The sequence below is a fragment of the Nocardioides baekrokdamisoli genome (assembly GCF_003945325.1).
Taxonomy (GTDB): Bacteria; Actinomycetota; Actinomycetes; order Propionibacteriales; family Nocardioidaceae; genus Nocardioides; species Nocardioides baekrokdamisoli.
Window position 1 is genome coordinate 1489556 of sequence record NZ_AP019307.1, and the last position, 16407, is coordinate 1505962.

Annotated in this window: 14 protein-coding genes and 4 tRNA genes; 10 read left to right on the forward strand and 8 right to left on the reverse strand. The window is 66.7% G+C overall.

From position 1 onward, the window contains the following. The first annotated feature begins 135 nt into the window (after nucleotides 1-135). From KCTC_RS07210 to KCTC_RS07220, 3 genes are all read left to right on the forward strand, one after another. Nucleotides 136-1887, forward strand: coding sequence for an MFS transporter (locus KCTC_RS07210; RefSeq protein WP_125568132.1), 1752 nt, complete (start codon nucleotides 136-138; stop codon nucleotides 1885-1887). Between the two features lie 26 nt (nucleotides 1888-1913). Beyond that, nucleotides 1914-1987, forward strand: a tRNA-Lys gene (locus KCTC_RS07215). 31 nt (nucleotides 1988-2018) lie between these two features. Then, nucleotides 2019-2558: a DUF2510 domain-containing protein gene (locus tag KCTC_RS07220; RefSeq protein WP_125568134.1), complete on the forward strand. Its 540-nt coding sequence runs from the start codon at nucleotides 2019-2021 to the stop codon at nucleotides 2556-2558. 24 nt (nucleotides 2559-2582) lie between these two features. Here KCTC_RS07220 and KCTC_RS07225 read toward each other — a convergent pair whose 3' ends face one another. Both KCTC_RS07225 and KCTC_RS07230 read right to left on the reverse strand, forming a co-directional pair. Continuing rightward, entirely contained in the window at nucleotides 2583-3365 is a 783-nt protein-coding gene (locus KCTC_RS07225) for a DUF2127 domain-containing protein (RefSeq protein ID WP_125568136.1), read from the reverse strand. A gap of 81 nt (nucleotides 3366-3446) precedes the next feature. Continuing rightward, a complete protein-coding gene (locus KCTC_RS07230) occupies nucleotides 3447-3740 on the reverse strand; it encodes a helix-turn-helix domain-containing protein (protein WP_125568138.1) in 294 nt (97 codons plus the stop codon). A gap of 148 nt (nucleotides 3741-3888) precedes the next feature. Between KCTC_RS07230 and KCTC_RS07235 the strand changes: the two genes are divergently transcribed. The 3 genes from KCTC_RS07235 to KCTC_RS07245 all read left to right on the forward strand — a co-directional run bounded on the left by KCTC_RS07235 (nucleotide 3889) and on the right by KCTC_RS07245 (nucleotide 7024). After that, nucleotides 3889-4557 (forward strand): response regulator transcription factor, encoded by a 669-nt coding sequence (locus tag KCTC_RS07235; protein ID WP_125568140.1) that lies wholly within the window; start codon nucleotides 3889-3891, stop codon nucleotides 4555-4557. Nucleotides 4558-4709: 152 nt separating this feature from the next. Further along, nucleotides 4710-5525 (forward strand): alpha/beta fold hydrolase, encoded by an 816-nt coding sequence (locus tag KCTC_RS07240; RefSeq protein WP_164512519.1) that lies wholly within the window; start codon nucleotides 4710-4712, stop codon nucleotides 5523-5525. Continuing rightward, a complete protein-coding gene (locus KCTC_RS07245; RefSeq protein ID WP_125568144.1) occupies nucleotides 5522-7024 on the forward strand; it encodes a flavin-containing monooxygenase in 1503 nt (500 codons plus the stop codon). Before KCTC_RS07240 ends, KCTC_RS07245 begins: the two co-directional genes overlap by 4 nt. Before the next feature lie 57 nt (nucleotides 7025-7081). Here KCTC_RS07245 and KCTC_RS07250 read toward each other — a convergent pair whose 3' ends face one another. From KCTC_RS07250 to KCTC_RS07260, 3 genes are all read right to left on the reverse strand, one after another. After that, nucleotides 7082-8647 (reverse strand): fibronectin type III domain-containing protein, encoded by a 1566-nt coding sequence (locus tag KCTC_RS07250; RefSeq protein WP_125568146.1) that lies wholly within the window; start codon nucleotides 8645-8647, stop codon nucleotides 7082-7084. Between the two features lie 141 nt (nucleotides 8648-8788). Next, on the reverse strand, nucleotides 8789-10309 hold the full coding sequence (locus tag KCTC_RS07255; protein ID WP_125568148.1) for an adenylate/guanylate cyclase domain-containing protein: 1521 nt from the start codon (nucleotides 10307-10309) through the stop codon (nucleotides 8789-8791). 8 nt (nucleotides 10310-10317) lie between these two features. Beyond that, the gene (locus KCTC_RS07260) at nucleotides 10318-11700 is read right to left on the reverse strand and encodes an NAD(P)/FAD-dependent oxidoreductase (protein ID WP_125568150.1); all 1383 of its coding nucleotides are present in this window, start codon (nucleotides 11698-11700) and stop codon (nucleotides 10318-10320) included. Nucleotides 11701-11812: 112 nt separating this feature from the next. Between KCTC_RS07260 and KCTC_RS07265 the strand changes: the two genes are divergently transcribed. The 3 genes from KCTC_RS07265 (at nucleotide 11813) to KCTC_RS07275 (ending at nucleotide 15062) form a co-directional block, all read left to right on the forward strand. Then, a complete protein-coding gene (locus tag KCTC_RS07265) occupies nucleotides 11813-12301 on the forward strand; it encodes a fluoride efflux transporter FluC (protein ID WP_197715153.1) in 489 nt (162 codons plus the stop codon). Further along, a complete protein-coding gene (gene crcB, locus KCTC_RS07270; protein ID WP_125568154.1) occupies nucleotides 12298-12654 on the forward strand; it encodes a fluoride efflux transporter CrcB in 357 nt (118 codons plus the stop codon). Before KCTC_RS07265 ends, crcB begins: the two co-directional genes overlap by 4 nt. Nucleotides 12655-12740: 86 nt before the next feature. Then, nucleotides 12741-15062: a right-handed parallel beta-helix repeat-containing protein gene (locus KCTC_RS07275; RefSeq protein ID WP_125568156.1), complete on the forward strand. Its 2322-nt coding sequence runs from the start codon at nucleotides 12741-12743 to the stop codon at nucleotides 15060-15062. 55 nt (nucleotides 15063-15117) lie between these two features. On the opposite strand, the gene KCTC_RS07280 is transcribed toward KCTC_RS07275, so the two are convergent. From KCTC_RS07280 to KCTC_RS07290, 3 genes are all read right to left on the reverse strand, one after another. Continuing rightward, nucleotides 15118-15191: transfer RNA gene (locus tag KCTC_RS07280), tRNA-Asp, on the reverse strand. A 95-nt stretch (nucleotides 15192-15286) separates the two neighbouring features. Then, a complete protein-coding gene (locus tag KCTC_RS07285; protein WP_164512520.1) occupies nucleotides 15287-15928 on the reverse strand; it encodes an Ig-like domain-containing protein in 642 nt (213 codons plus the stop codon). A gap of 203 nt (nucleotides 15929-16131) precedes the next feature. Then, a tRNA-Glu gene (locus KCTC_RS07290) sits at nucleotides 16132-16204 on the reverse strand. Nucleotides 16205-16301: 97 nt separating this feature from the next. Here KCTC_RS07290 and KCTC_RS07295 point away from each other — a divergent pair. After that, nucleotides 16302-16378 (forward strand) — tRNA-Phe (locus tag KCTC_RS07295). Nucleotides 16379-16407 lie beyond the last annotated feature (29 nt).

Genomic DNA, 16407 nt, shown 5'->3' on the forward strand with positions numbered 1-16407 from the left:
TGGACACAAGCCCCGTCGGCGGGTGAGACCACCTGGAGCTTGCACCGATTGCGTTCAGATCATGACCAATCCGGCCCGATCCGTCTACCCCGTCCGGAGGACGTTCAAAAGGTGTTAACCACTAGCATCACCGGGGTGAGTCGCATCGTGTCGCTGGGCCGTACGACTCCGGCGCGGACCATCCTGATCGTCCTCAACGTCTCCCTCGCACTCCACCTCCTGTGGCTGTGGGGTCTGGCCACCACCGGCGGCGATCTGGCTGCCCAGGACTTCTGGGCCGAGCAGGTCCGGGCGCACCCCGGGATCGCGTACAACTTCGCCTGGTACGGCGGGCTGCCCCCGGTGTCCTACAGCGCCATCACGCCGTATGTGATGGGGCACCTCGGCGTACGACCGACGGGCGTCATCTGCGGCGTGATCAGTTCGGTGATCATGGTGCTGATCCTGCGCAGGATGATCGACGTACGTCACGTGTTCTGGCCGTCGATGGTCGCGATGCTCGCGTTGTGGTGCAACACCGTCTCCGGGCGGATCACGTTCTCATTCGGTCTGATGTTCGCGCTGGCCACGCTGTGGGCCCTGGTGAGTCAGCTACGTCCCCGCTGGCTCCGTGCAGCCCTGATCGTGATCGGCGCGGTCGCGGCGACCGCGGGCAGTGCTGTCGCCGGACTCTTCCTCGGGCTCCTCGCGGGCGGTCTCTGGTTGAGCCGCCGACGTACCGAGGCGTACCTGCTCGGTATTCCGCCGGCCGCATACGTCGTGGCTACGACCTTCACGTTCCCGTTCCAGGGCGATCAGCCGTACCCGTGGTACCTGGTGCTGCCGACGGTCGTGGCCGGGTACGCCGTCTGGGCGACGGCGCCACGCGAATGGAAGTGGGTACGCCGGGGCAGCCTGGTCTACATCGCGGCCGTGTTCGGCACGTACGTGATCACGTCCCCGATCGGCAGCAACATCGACCGGATGGCGATGATCTTCGCGCCGGTCATCCTCGTGGTCACGCTCGAGTCCGGACGCGCGCGCAGCCCGTTCACGCGGTTCACCCGACTCCGGGCGATCCCAGTGTGGGGCTTCGTCGCCTTCATGTCCTTGGCATCGTTCTCCTGGAACTTCATCCAGGCCGGCCTCGACCTCGGCACGAACTCGACCGCCACCGTCCTCGACACCGAGCAGCAGACCGTCGTGAAGGTCCTGCAGGCCCACCACGCCGCCACCTGGATGGTCGAGTTCGTCCCGACGGCCAGCCACCGCGAATCATCCGAGTTCGCGTCGTCCTTCAACATGGTGCGGGGTTGGAACCGGCAGGCGGACAAATCTCGCAACGCGCTCTTCTACGACCCCAGCCCGCCTCTGACACCGGAGATCTACAACCGCTGGCTGCATCGATGGCCGGTCGGCTTCGTCGTTCTCCCCCCGGGCAACCTCGACTACGCGGCGAAGCGCGAGGGGCAGATCGTCGCCTCGGAACCGTCGTTCCTGCGTCTGGTGTGGAGCGACAACGGGTGGCGGGTGTACGCAGTGCAGGCGCCGACGCCCGTGATCGCCGCACCGGGCGTGCTCGCGGAGTTCGAGTCCGACCACCTCACAGTCCGCGTGCCTCACCCGGGCAGCTATCTCATTCGGGTCTACTACGCCGGCGTCCTGGCGATCCTCGATCCGGCGGGCGACGCGTACCCGGCCCCGAAGAAGATGGCCGGCGGCGCGTACGAAAACCCCCACGGCTGCCTGCTCGAGACCCACACCGCCATTCCCGACCTCGTGAATCCGGTGCCGACCGGCGCACAGAAAACGGACCAGTGGACGACGCTGGTGGCCCCCAGAGCCGGGAAGTACGTCATCGAGGGTCCGTGGTCGATCGACGCCGGGACCTCCTGCCCGACGAACTGAGATCACCGCGCCGGTAGACTCCGCAGGCCCCCTTAGCTCAGTTGGTTAGAGCAGCGGACTTTTAATCCGCGGGTCGTCGGTTCGAGCCCGACAGGGGGTACCGACGAGCCAACGATGCGCAAGGGGAAGCCGTGTCGAATCCTCCGGCAGGCTGGTATCCCAACCCCGACCTGGGCAATGCGAGCAGTCACCGCTTCTGGGACGGATCACACTGGACCGAGCACGTACACCTGATCCCGGCACGGCGGCGATGGAAGCGTGTCGTGCTCTGGATGGCGATCGCGATTGTCGCGTCGCCTGTCGTGCTGTTCGTCGCATTCATGGTGATCGGCATCGGAGTCGCGGCCGTGACCGGCGACAACTGTGCGTTCGACCCTCCCCCGGGCGATGTCAGCACCATGACGTTGGTCAACGACACCCGCGGGCCGGTCGAATTCGTCGAGTGCGACAACGCCACGTGCAGTGCGTACAACCACGTCGACGGCGGGGGCACGGTGGCGGCCGGTCAGGAAACCGACTGGAACCACGAGAACTGCGGGCGCGAACCGGTCGGCATCGTTGACGGATCGGGCGCGCTGCTCGGCTGCATCATCCTCCCCGTGGATGACCTACCGAAGGTGACGACCTGGCGGGTGTCACATCGCGCTCCCTGTAGCGGACCGATTGGCTGATCGAGCCGCGCAGGGGCCCGACGGCTACGGCGTACGCTCGGCGGCCGTCTCGACCTCCAGCAGGGACACGCTCCGGCGTTCCGCTTCGTACGCGGCCAGCCCACCGCGTACACCGAACAGCCGCTTGGACCAGACGAGGTAGACCACCGCGGCAACGTTGACGAGGAAGAGGACGACTCGCAGAAGCGTGGTCTTGTCGACGATGTCGTAGATCTCCAGGGGCAACAGGACCGACGTACCCACAGCGCCGACGTACTCGCCCCACCGCTTCAACGACCAGAGGCCGACGCCCTCCAGCAGTTCGAGGGCCGCGTAGGCGACCAGCGCGATCGCGACCCAGATCAGGGTGTGATGCGAGTAGGACAGAGCCTTGTCCATGAGCCGCATCGGCGTGGAGTTCGCCAGATTGATGCCGAGTTTGTCCTCCAACGGCTGGAGGAGGGGCAGGTCGGCACTGATCGTCCGAGCGAGGCTCTCCTTGTCAGCCGCGAACCGGAAGACACCGTAGGCCGCGAGACCCAGAAAGAGTGCGCGAATGATTCGCTCGGCAGCCAGAAGTCTCAGGATCGTGGCATCCTTCAACGCCTTGCCGCGCAGCACGATGGGTGCGTCAGCAGCTGGGCCGACCACGACCGAGGCAGCGTCCGGGACGTACGCAGCGCACCGCAGGCACCGCCACGCATCGCCGGCGGGCGTCATCACATGGAGGCGGGCCGCGAGATCTGGCTCAGTCGGTTGGTAGAGGACGTGACCGTGCCGTCCGCAGGCACGGACTTCCCAGTTGTAGCGAGCGAACGGGCGGGGCATTCCAGCAGAATGCAGCATCGGAAGCGGACCCTGCGAACGGCTCGCGGTAACCCATCAGAAGCACGGCACAAGGCCAGACCGCTACGCCTTGCCGTTGCGCCTGGCCCGGATCAGGGCATCGCGCCAGGCACCCACCTCGACCTCCGGGATCCGCAGCGCGCCGAGCAGCGTCGCGAAGACCTTCGGTTGGGTCAGCGGCGGCAAATGCCGACCGCTGAAGTAGCCGCCCAACGTGGACGTCGGAATGCCTGTGGCTCCGGCGACTTCGCGCACAGTCAGACCAAGACGGTTCCGCACCGTGCTCAGAGCAGCCGCAAGGGCAGCTGGTGATTCAACGTTCTCAGGCCCCGAGAGCCCAGATGACTCTGTGCTCATGGTCACAGGGTAAAGGCTTGACGGCGTTTGTACGACCTTGTACGGACTCCGGCGTATCCCGCGAAAAGGGGAGTCTGAAAGGTGTCTGATAGATCTGTTCGACGACTCGGCACCGTCACCCCCAGTTGATCAACGGAAGAGCACGCCGATGTTCGCACTCGAACGGACCCTCACCGCCGACATCATCCCTGCCTCGCGCACCGAGACGACGCTGGTGACGGTCGTCGATCAGGACGAAGTCGTACGCCTCGGCGTGGTGGCCGCCCTGCGGGCCGCCGAAGGTTTCACCGCCTCTGCGGCGCTTGCGCAGGCCGATGAGGTCATTGTCGGCCGTGGCCTGATCCTGCTCGGCGCGCGCGCGATGTCCGCGCACGAGGCCCGGCCAGCAGTACGAAGCCTGACTGCGGGTGGCGCGACCGTGATCCTGCACTCGGCCGACGAGCGCCCCGTCCCGCTCCGCTCGGCCATCGCTGAAGGTGCCAGCGGAGTGGCTCTACGTCGCGACGGCATCGCCGGACTGCTCAGCACCATGCGCGCGGTCCTGGCCGGCCGGCTCGCGTACAGCAGCCAGCACGCCGAACGTCTCTGCACCGAACGAGACCTCGCAGCGCGACTCTCGGCTCGCGAGTCGGACGTCCTGGCGTGCCTGTCGGATGGTCTCACTCACCGCCAAGCCGCGCGCCGTCTCGGTATCGACGAGGAGACCGTGAAGACCCATCTCAAATCGGTCCGGGCCAAGTACATGTCCCTCGGACGCGCCGTCACGAACGTCGGCACGCTGATGCGCGAGGCCCGCACGGACGGCTGGCTCGTCTGAGGTAACCGGGTGAGGCCTGCGCCACACTTTGCGTTTACCTACTGGAAATCTGCAAAGTAACCGATACGCTGTGTCGCAGTAACCGCATCGCCCGCCATCCCGGCCTGCCGATGCGCAAGTCGTTGGCGCGTGTCGCGCAGGGCGGAGCAGTCGTGGTTCTTGCATACGAGGTGCATGGCACCGGCGAGCCGATCGTGTTGATTCACGGCGTCGGCCACCGCCGACAGGCCTGGGACCCGATCGTCCCGTTGCTCGCCAACGACTTCCAGGTCATCACGATCGACCTCCCGGGGTTCGGGGAGTCCGGTCCCCTCGTGATGAAGAAGGGCCACGCCGAGGACGCGCTCCGCAAGGAGCTCATCGAGACGGTGGCTTTCCTCGGCATCGAGAACCCACACGTCGTCGGCAACTCCCTGGGCGGCCTGATCGCCCTCGAGATCGCCCATGACGGTCGCGCGAAGTCGGCGACCGCGCTGTCGCCTGCAGGCTTCTGGGACGGCGAAGCCGACTTCACCTACATCAACCTGCTCTTCAACTCGGTGCTGACCGCCGCCACGTTCGCGCGACCGATCGCCCGGCCCCTCCTGAGCACCGCTCTCGGCCGCAAGGTGCTGCTCTCGTGGTTGAACACCCACGCCGAGAACATCCCGCCCGAGGTGGCGTACGGCGACTTCAAGGCGCTCGCCGCAGCCGCTCCGAACGTACGTCGACTCCTCGCCGAGCACTATCAGTTCGAGGGCGACATCGACGTGCCGGCCACGGTCGCCTGGTCCGAGAAGGACCGAGTACTGCTCCCGTACCAGGCCCGCCGCGCAGCTCGCCTGCTGCCCAACGCCCAGCACATCACCTTGGCCGGCGTCGGTCACGTCCCGATGTGGGATGACCCCGAGCTCGTCGCCGAGACGATCCGCGACACCGTCGCGCGCGCGTCCGCTCCGGCTCGCAAGAAGAAGGTCGCGCGCGCATGAGTACGCGCCACACCACCGACGTCGTCATCATCGGCGCCGGCATCTCCGGCGTCGGCGTGGCCTCCCGCCTGCGGATCGAGCACCCCGAGCTCGACGTCACCCTGTTCGAGCGTCGCGACGCGATGGGCGGCACCTGGGACCTCTTCAAGTACCCCGGCATCCGCTCGGACTCCGACATGCTCACCTTCGGGTTCGGTTTCCGTCCGTGGCACGGCACCAAGGTGCTCTCGGACGGCCCCAGCATCAAGCGGTACGTCGAGGACACCGCGGCCGAGTACGGCATCACCGAGAAGACGTTGTTCGGCACCACTGTCGAGTCGGCGAACTGGGACTCCGAGTCCCAGCGTTGGTCGACGACGGTCGTGAACGCCGCAGGCGAGACCGAGATCTGGACCTCGCAGTACGCCGTCCTGGCCACGGGCTACTACGACTACGACAACGCGCACCGGCCGACGTGGACCGGGGAGAAGTCGTTCAAGGGCGAGTTCGTGCACCCGCAGTTCTGGCCGGAGGACCTCGACGTCGCGGACAAGAAGGTCGTCGTCATCGGCTCCGGCGCCACGGCGATCACATTGGTCCCCAGTCTGGCTGACGCCGGCGCCGAGGTGACCATGCTGCAGCGGTCCCCCACCTACATCGGCACGGTGCCGGAGACCGACCCGGTGTCGATCCTTCTCGACAGGGCCCACGTCCCCAAGATGGTCAGCTATCACGTGGGGCGCGTACGCAACATCGCCCTGCAGCAGGGGCTCTATCGAGCCTGCAAGGCTGCCCCGGGACCGATGCGCGCGCTGCTGCTCGCCCAGCTCAAGGCCCAGATCGGCGACGTCGACATGGAGCACTTCAAGCCGAACTACAAGCCGTGGGACGAGCGTCTCTGCGTGGTTCCGAACGGCGACCTGTTCCGTACGCTGCGCCGCGGCGAGGCCCGGATCGTCACCGACCACATCAAGAAGTTCGACCGCACCGGCATCGTGCTCGAGGGCGGAGAGCACCTGGACGCCGACATCGTCGTCACCGCGACCGGTCTCACCATCAAGGTGGGCGGCGGCATCGACATCACGGTCGACGGCCAGGCGGTTCCGGTGCGCGACCGGATGCTCTACAAGGGCGTCATGCTCGAGGGCGTACCGAACGCGATCCTGGTGCTCGGCTACACGAACGCCTCCTGGACGCTCAAGGTCGACCTGGCCGCGACGTACTTCTCGCGACTGGTGTCGCACCTGCGCAAGGGCGGTTACACCTCGGTCGTCGCGACCGCCGACGCGGACGAGCGTCGCGAGGTCTCGGTGATGGGTGACTCGATGCGCTCGGGCTACATCGCACGCGGCGACGCCGTGATGCCGCGCCAGGGCAAGTCCGGACCGTGGCGGATCAAGAACGACTACTTCCGCGACTGGCCGATGCTCAAGCGCTCGAAGATCGACGACGGTGCACTCACGTTCACACGCCAGGGCACGGCCGTCGAATCCATCGAGTCCGACTCGGTCGGCGTCTGACCGACGTACAAAAGGGGCCCCGGGAGCATTGCTCCTGGGGCCCCTTCTGCGTCTCGGTCAGTTGACCAGATAGAACGAACGGGCGGTGCCGGTGCCCAACCGGTTCACGGCGCGCACCGTGATCAGGTAGCGGCCGCGGCGCAGATTGGACCAGCCGAACGAGCGTGCCGACGGGGACACGTACCGGCTGCCGCCCGGGCCGGTGATCATGTATTTCGTGACCGCGGAGTAGTTCGCGGGCGCGGTGGCCCAGCCGATCACCGGCGACGTGCCGCCGCGGAGCGTACGAATCCACGTGACGGCGCCAGGCGTCGACACTGCCACAGCGTGGGAGGAATTGGACTGCTTCTCCGACGACGGGTCGGTCGCGTCCTGCCCCAGACCCAGAATGTTGAACGTCTGAGTGCTTCCGAGCGTGTAGGCGCCCGTCTGGTAGCTCAGCGTGGTGCTGCCCACCTGCGTGATGTACTGCCACGAGTTGCCGTTGAGTCGGAAGATCGCGTACCCGTGGACCGGGTTCTGGGACGCATCAAGGGGCGCGGCCCACGTCAGGCGGAACCGGCCACCGGGCGTCTGAGCCACGCTGAGACCCCGAGGCGGCGCGGGTACGCACGCTTTCCACTGCGGGGTGAAGATCTGCTGGACCGAGAACCAGGTGCCCGACCCGTCCTGGTAGTTGACGGACTCAACCGAGTTGGCGGCCGGAGACAAGCCGGACTGGCAGATGTCGCCGTTCTCGCCGTAGTTCAGGTCGTACCAACCCAGCGGGGCCTGCGGGCCAGTGGCCAGGGAGACCTGCGGGTCGGTGATGGTTTCGGCCAACTCGTGCGATGCGACCGACTCGGTCGCGTTCAGAGCTCCCGAGTGGGGGCCGCAGCCGCCCTGGTAGTACGCATCGGCGTACGGCAGCACGACGTACAGGATGTGCAGGCCGGTCGCCGGATCGGTTGCCGACGTCGCCCCGTGGTAGCCGCAGAAGGCGTTCGTGTTGTCAGCGCCCTGGACTGGTGAGCAGGCTTCCGGCGAAGCACCCATACCCGCGTCGCAGACGGTGGTGCCCTGCGGGAAGTGCAAGGTGTAGATCGTGTTGGCGGTCGGCGTACCCAGGTGGCCCGCCGCGATCTGACTGAGCAACTCGGCCTGGATCGCCGAGTCCTCGACAGTCGTTCCACTGGCCGCGAGGCTGGGGGTGATGCTGGTCCGGCCGGTCACGGTGCCAGCGCCGATCGTGTAGCCGCCCGCACTGTACGAGGCCAGGTTCTTGCCCCACTGGGAGGCAAACATGTCGCTCATGGCCGTATTGATGTCGCCGGGGGCCACCGGCAGCGCCACCTGGCTGAGATAGGTCCCGGAGGCGCCCCACAACACATTCTCGACAGCAGCACTCGTGACCAGCGGCCCACCGAAGTACTGCAGATTGACGGCTGGGGGGCTCGACCGCGGCGCGAAACTCGCGGTCGACCGACCGACCGCGTGCCGCATCGGCATGAATCCGACCCTCAGGCCCGTACTCGGGTTGATCCGTGAGCCGCCGCCGGCGGCGTCGGCGCGCGAGATCGGAGCGACGGCAAGCGTGGTCGCGATCAGCGTGAATGCAATGACGAAGCGGCGTACCAGCGCCATCTCGAATCCCCCAGGTCAAGATGCCGAGTATCCCTCGGGCGCGCCGACACTATCGACGCCACCTGAGTTTCTGCCAAGAGACTTTCAGATCGGATCGACCTCCGAGCCACCGTGACCGGCCAGAAAGGACCACAGGCCGTCTCAGGTACGCAGCGTCGCCACGGGCGTCGGCTCGGTACGCCCACGGACCACCACCGGATCGATCACCATCCAGCGGTACGCCTCCCCCGCCGGCACGGCCTCCAGCAACGTGGCCCGCGCCAGCACCAGGGTCGGTTGCAGCTTCGCCAACTCGGTGAGCCGGGCAGCCTCGTTCACCGGGTCGCCGATGACGGTGTACTCGTACCTCTCGGCCGCACCGACGTTGCCGGCGACCGCACGGCCCGCAGAGACCCCGATCGCCGCCGGGAGATCGGGCAGTTCGCCACGCAGACGTTCGCTGAGTACGCGAGCGGCGGCGATGATCGAGCCCTCCAACTCGTACGGATCTCCGGGTGCTCCCCAGATGGCGAGGGCGGCGTCGCCCTCGAACTTGTTGATCAGGCCACCGTGGGCGTGCACGACCTCGATCACGACTGCGAAGAACTTGTTGAGCAGCGCGACGACTTCTTCAGGAGGCCGATTGAGCGCGATCGACGTCGACCCCACGACGTCGACGAACAGGGCGCCGACGTGCCGCACCTCACCGCCGAGGCGTACGCCCTTCTTCAGGGCTTGTTGGGCGACGTCGAGTCCGACGTGGCGACCGAAGAGATCGCGGATGCGCTCGCGTTCGCGCATCCCCTTGAGCATGTCGTTGACGCCGGCCTGCAGGATGCCGATCTCGGTGCCGTCGTAGATCGACACGTGCTGATTGAGATCGCCCTTCTGCACCCGACGGATGGTGGCTCGCAACGACCGGATCGGCTCGGACAGCGCATGCGCCTCAAGGATGCTCATGAAGCCGCCCAGACCGACACCGATCAGCCCGAGCACGACCATCGTGAGGGACAACCGCCACGAGCTGACCTGGTGCCCCTCGACGAATCCCGCCAGCCCCACGGCGACGATCCCGATCAGCACGACGCCGGAGCCGAGGAACCAGGCCAGGAAGGAGCGGATGCCGATGCGCATACCCACGCGGGCAGGCACTCCTTGTGCCAGTACGCGTCGGACCAACGGACGCTGCAGGCGCTCGATCATGAGATAGCTGACCGAGCTGGTGATGAGGCCGACGGCGACGCACAGCCCGCTCACCCCGACCCAGACGACCCAGTTGTGGGAGCGCACGAAATCGAAGACCCCGAAGACGACGCCGGCCAGCCACCAGAACACGATCTGCAGGAACGCGACCTTGCGCGGGACGCTCAGGACCAGGCGCCGCTCGGAGAGCTTGGGCCGCCGTCGGTCGATGACCCACCGTGTCGCCCCGGCACTGAGCCGGATGCCGATGATGACGCCGAGGACCGCGGAGACTGCGGCGTAGATGAGCGCCAGCCACAGGTTGTCGATCAGCAACCCGCGCGGGTCGCGGATGGGCGGCCGCGGCAGCACGTACCAGGCGATCAGCGGCACGGCCGCCGCGCCGATCAGGTTGATCCCGGCCACGACCGCGGCGATCAGCAGACGCAACGTCCCGATGTCCATCCGGGAGAGGCGCCTTCGCCAGGTCTGGCGGACCATCTGGGGCTCTAGCTGACCTCGGAGTCGACAGCCCGCGACTCCTCGCGTTCGCGCTGCAGGGCGTTCCGGGCCAGGACCTGCTGCATGGTGACCGTACGCTCCGCGCGGTCGTGGCCCAGGACGAACGAGGTGATCCAGTGCAAGGTCGCGGTCACCCGGTTGCGGAAGCCTGTCAGGTACGCAAGGTGGACGGCGAGCCAGCCGACCCAGGCGAGGAACCCTGACATCTCGAACTTGCCGACCTTCAGAACCGCATTGAAGCGGCTGATCGTCGCCATCGAGCCCTTGTCGAAGTACTTGAACGGCTTGTCGAGACCGTCGCGACCTTGCTGGCGCGCCAGGATCGTCTTTGCGGCGTACTTGCCACCCTGGATCGCCACCTGGGCGACACCGGGCAGCGGGTGGCCGTTGTGCGGGTCGATCAGGTTGATCATGTCGCCGACGACGAAGATCTCCGGGTGGCCCGGAAGGGTGAGGTCCGGAAGCACCGCGATGCGTCCGGCGCGGTCGAGTTCGGCGCCGGTCTGCTCGCTGAGCGTCCGGGAGAGTTCGGAGGCCTGCACGCCGGCGGCCCAGATCTTGGTGGCGGACTCGATGTGCTGGGTACGCCCGTCCTGGAACTTGAGGTCCACGCCACCGGAGTCCAGGTCGGTCACCATGGCGCTGAGGATGATCTCGACGCCACGCTTCTCGAGCGCCTTGTGCGCCTTCCTGCCCAGCTTCGGCCCGAACGGCGGCAGCACCTGAGGCGCACCGTCCACGAGGATGACGCGAGCCTTCTTGGCCTGGATGTGTCGGAAGTCGCTGGCCAGGGTCGTACGGGCGAGCTCGGCGATCTGTCCGGCCATCTCGACACCGGTGGGGCCGGCGCCGACGACGACGAACGTGAGCAGCGACTCGACGTTGTGGCCCATGGCAGCCTCGAGCTCGGCGAACTCGAACGCGCCGAAGATGCGCCCACGCAACTCAAGGGCGTCGTCGATCGACTTCATGCCCGGAGCGTGCTCCGCGAAGTGGTCGTTGCCGAAATAGGACTGACCGGCGCCTGCAGCCACGATCAGGGTGTCGTACGGCGTGACCTTCTCGATGCCCAGCACGTCGCTGGTGACCGTCTTGGCGGCGATGTCGATCGAGGTCACGTGACCCAGCAGCACGGTCGCGTTCTTCTGCCGGTGCAGGATCTCGCGCGTGGTCGGGGCGATCTCGCCCTGGCTGAGGATGCCGGTGGCGACCTGGTAGAGCAGCGGCTGGAAGAGGTGGTGCGACGACTTCGCAATCATCGTGATGTCGAGGTCCGTGCCCTTGAGCTGCTTGGTGGCAAACAGCCCACCGAAGCCGGAACCGATGATCACCACTCGGTGACGTGCGTTCGTTGCTACCGACTCGGTCATGCCGCGCCTTTCAAAACCGTTGCGAACCAGGACTGGCTACGCACGTAGTCTGCCAAAACGCGCGCCGTCGTGCGCATCCCGTCTACGGGAGCGGAACCGTAAACTCCCACACGTGCGATTCGGGAATATCTGGAGGGAAATCGATCTCCTTCCGATCAACCCCGATGTCGAGGCCGCGCCCACTCCCCATCCGTGGTCGCTCGTACGTGCGAACGCCGATCTGCTCCCGTTCATCGCGGTGGGTGGAGCCCTCGGATCGCTGGCTCGGTGGGGCCTCGGCAAGGCCATGCCGCATGCGTCCGAGGCCTTCGCGACCAGCACGCTGGTGACCAACGTCGCCGGCTCCCTGCTGCTCGGGATCCTGATGGCACTGGTGCTCGAGATCTGGTCGCAGACCCGCTACATCCGGCCCTTCGTCGGCACCGGGATCATCGGCGGCTTCACGACCTTCTCGACGTTCGCTCTCGACATCCGATATGAAGTCGCCGACTCGTTCCCGGTGGCAATGGCGTACGCCCTGGCAAGCGTCGGCGGAGGCCTGCTCGCGGTCCTCGTCGGGCTCGTCACCACCCGCGCCGTCATCGACCGGGGACGCGCGTGATCGTCCTCGCCGTCCTGGTCGGCGGTGCGATCGGCTCGACCCTGCGCTACCTCACCGACCTCATCGTCCAGTCCCGGCACGCCTCCCGGATGCCGTGGGGCACCTTCGCCGTCAACGTCACCGGGTCGTTCGTGCTCGGCATGGCGGCTGCCTCCTGGGCGAGCAACAGCACCGCGTACGCGCTGTGGGGGACCGGATTCTGCGGGGGCCTGACGACCTTCTCCACCTTCAGCCTCGAGACCGTGCGGCTCAGCGAGAGCGGCGCGGTCAGGATCGCCGTCCTCAATGTCGTGCTGTCACTCGCGGTCGGCCTGGCGGCCGTATCCCTCGGCTGGTGGCTGGTCCGGCTGTAACACGTTCTAGAAATGTTCCCATTTGTGTGACCTGTGAAGCACCTACGAAGTTAGAGTGACGCGGATCACAACGAAGGAGGACCCTCGTGGCCCAGTTCTCAGGGAAGCGGAAGAAGTTCGGGACGTACGGCCTCGCGATCACGATCGCAACGCTCGTCACCGCGCTCACACCAGGCGCGGCATCGGCCCACGTCGAGCGGCCGTCGTACTGGCCGAACCCGAAGGCCGACTGCTCGATCTCGCCGTGCGCCGGCGGCGCGGTGCCCACAGCCCGCAGCCTGACTTCGGCGCTCCAGCCCTCCTCCAACAGCACCACCCGGGTCGTGTGCCACAACGATTCCCTGACCCGTGCACACACCGCGATCATCAACGCTCTGCACAACGGCTACTACGACCGTCCGACCGTGCACAGCTTCATCTCCAACACCCAGGCGACGGCACTGTGGCGCCTGAACCAGGCGTTGTTCCACACGTGCACCTTCCACGAGATCCAGCCGGCGGTGAATGCGTCGCACAACAACGACCGTGTCGTGGTCATGCCGGGTCTCTACACCGAGCCGACCACCCGCAAGGTGCCGGATCACAGCGCCCAGTGCGCGAAATACTCCGTCAAGTCCGACGGCGGTGACCCCGGCGCACTCAGCCACGACTACCAGGTGCACTGCCCCAACGACGCCAACCTGGTCGCTGTCATCGGCCGCGGCCTCGACACCGGCGCGCCGCCCTCGCCGCCGCTGGTGAACCGGCACGGCATCCCTGACGTCGGCTCCTGCATCCGCTGCAACCTGCAGCTCGAGGGCTCGGGCGTCAGCGCAGATGACGTCATTGTCGAGGCCGGCAACGCGGCCGCTGGCAACGGCGGCCCCTCCGCAGCAGGCCACGCCAAGGACGTCGCCCTGTTCGTGGACCGTGCGGACGGATTCGTCATGCAGGACATGACCTTCCGGCACGCACGTGAGCACGACGTCTACATCCTCGAGACCGACGGGTACCTGTTCAACCGGTTCAAGACGTTCTACGCCGGCGGGTACGGCGTACTGACCTTCGTCGAGGACCACGGGTTGATCCAGAACTGCGACGCCGCGGGCAATGGCGACTCGGGCATCTACCCGGGTGCCGGCGCCGACTCCACGGACAAGCGCTACCTGCCGTTCTACCCGGTCTTCCGCTACAGCCAGACCGTGCAGTACTGCGACAGCCACCACAATGACGGCGGCTTCTCGGGGACCGACAGCCACGGCACCCTGGTGCAGTACAACAACTTCTACGACAACGCTCTCGGCTACACCACGGACGTGTTCACGGCACCCGGCCACCCCGGGTTCCCCCAGCACGGCAACGTCGTCAGGAACAACAACTTCTACTCGAACAACTTCAACGTCTACTCCCCCACGAGTGACGTCCAGCCGTTCGTCGGATCACCGGTCGGCACCGGCCTGTGGCTTGCCGGTGGCAACAACAACTCGGTCGAGGGGAACTACTTCTGGAACAACTGGCGCCGCGGGGCCATGCTGTTCGCGGTCCCTGATGCCACCGTGTGTGGTCCGCCGCCGGTGGGTTCGAGCACCCCGGTCCCGGGCTGCAACCCCCTCGGGATCTCCACCTCGTACCGCAACGTCTTCCACGGCAACACCATGGGCGTCACACCTCACGGGGCGGTGAGCCCGAACGGCGTGGACTTCTGGTGGGACTCGTTCGCCGGCAACACCGGCAACTGTTGGTACGGCAACCACGCAGCGCCCGGAAAGACGCTGAACAACTCGCCGGCCTCACTCCCGGACTGCACTGGCGGTACGAACCCGTCGAGCAGCATCGGCCTGGGCGACGCCGCCAACGAGGTCGAACTGGTCTCCTGCCTGGCCGGCTTCCAGGTGTCCGGTTACCCGAACGGGAACTCGACGATCTGCACGTGGACGGCCACGCCGAGCAAGCCGGCCGTCAGCAGCGCGTCCCCGCGGTTCACGTCAGCCCAGGCGCCCAACCCGGCGATGGCGCAGGAGTACGGAGAGATCTGCTCTGCAGGTCTGGCTGTGCGATTGTGCGGCGGCCTGCCGGACTTCTACACCTCGGTGCTCGGAACGCTGCAGGATCTCTCGATGACGCTGCAGTCACCTGTCCTGACCGCCACGCCGCAGTACACGCCCGGTCGACTCAGCCAGTTCACCTGCGACTGGTGGCGCAAGGCCACGCCGAACCAGAAGCTCGGCATGGTGCAGCGCATCCAGCAGGTCGCGGGTGCGCCGATCAACGGCTCCCCGGGCGACCAACTGCTGGGCTACGGCGCTTCGATGAGTACGAACCGGGCAGCCCTGCTGTTCGAGGACCGCTGCAGCACCGCGTACGCGGGTCCGTTCGCGCTGTACAAGATCTACGGAGCGGCAGCCCCGTTCGCAGCCTCGTCCAACTGATCCGGCACGACAAGCAGAAGAGCCCCTCCCAATCGGGAGGGGCTCTTCGCATCTGCGACCCCGACCGGACTTGAACCGGCGACCTCCGCCGTGACAGGGCGGCGCTCTAACCAACTGAGCTACGGGGCCAATGTGGTGCTCCTTGCGGAACGCCGAAACCTTAGCCGATCACGGCGTCGACGACCCAATCGCGGTCGATGACCGTGCGGTCCCAGCGGGCGGCGTTACTCGCGCACGCGTACGGGTTGCGCCGTGCGGCGGCGACGGTAGACCGCAACGACGCCCATAGCGAGCGTGACGGCGATGCCACTCACGATCATCCGCAGGGTGTTGACGTCTACTCCGGCAATGGTGCCGAACGTCGACAGGCCGGCATCGACGCCATGGGGCAGACCGGATGTCGGTGTCCCTCCGCAGACGGGGTGGACGCCGTTGTTGGCCAGGATCACGACCTGCCCGGTGGAGTGGGAGGGGGCCCAGTTGCCGCTCGGGATGAAGTCGACTGCGAAGTGGTGCGTACCCACTGACAGCGGCGCACTGAGCCTCGAGCCACAGCACCCGACCATCTCGGTGAAGGTCCCGCTGCTGGGCAACGCCCGGGTGTCGACGACGACGCCGTCAATGGAGAACTTGACCGTTCCGGTCGGCGTGCCGGCGTCTGACGTGATGGCGACGCGGACCGGCACGCAACTGCCGTACTTGAAGCTGGGTGCGTTGCTGATCGAAGCGGCCGTCGAAGCCGGCCCCTGATAGGCAGCCTGGGTCAGTCCACCCACAGAAGGCGCGCCGGAGGTGGCCAGCAGGAATGCGGCCGCGAGGACCGCGGCCAGGTTGGTGAGACCGACGAGTCGAGCGAACTTCTGCACCATACGAACCCCCAGTTAAGGACGGCAGTCACGGCCGCACCACTTCTGATGGACATTAGTCGCGAACGTCGTTGTGCGTGTGTCCTTTGTCACAAAGAGAACGACCTTGTCGGCACCGGGGTTACGCGGTGGACTGAGTGCGAACGACGAAGGCCCGCCGATCTGCGTTTCGGCAGATCGACGGGCCGTCACTGAACTCGTCGTACCCCGTACGGGATTCGAACCCGTGCTACCGCCGTGAAAGGGCGGCGTCCTAGGCCGCTAGACGAACGGGGCTAGGGCTGGATCAGAATAGGGCCGCGCCCGACTGCGTACCCAATTGGGCACGATTCGGCGCGTACGGACGGTGTCCGGTAACGTTCACCCTCGGTCCGGCCAGGTAGCTCAGTTGGTACGAGCGTCCGACTGAAAATCGGAAGGTCGGCGGTTCGACCCCGCCCCTGGCCACCAGACAAGAGGTCCCTGACCTGCGGAAACGC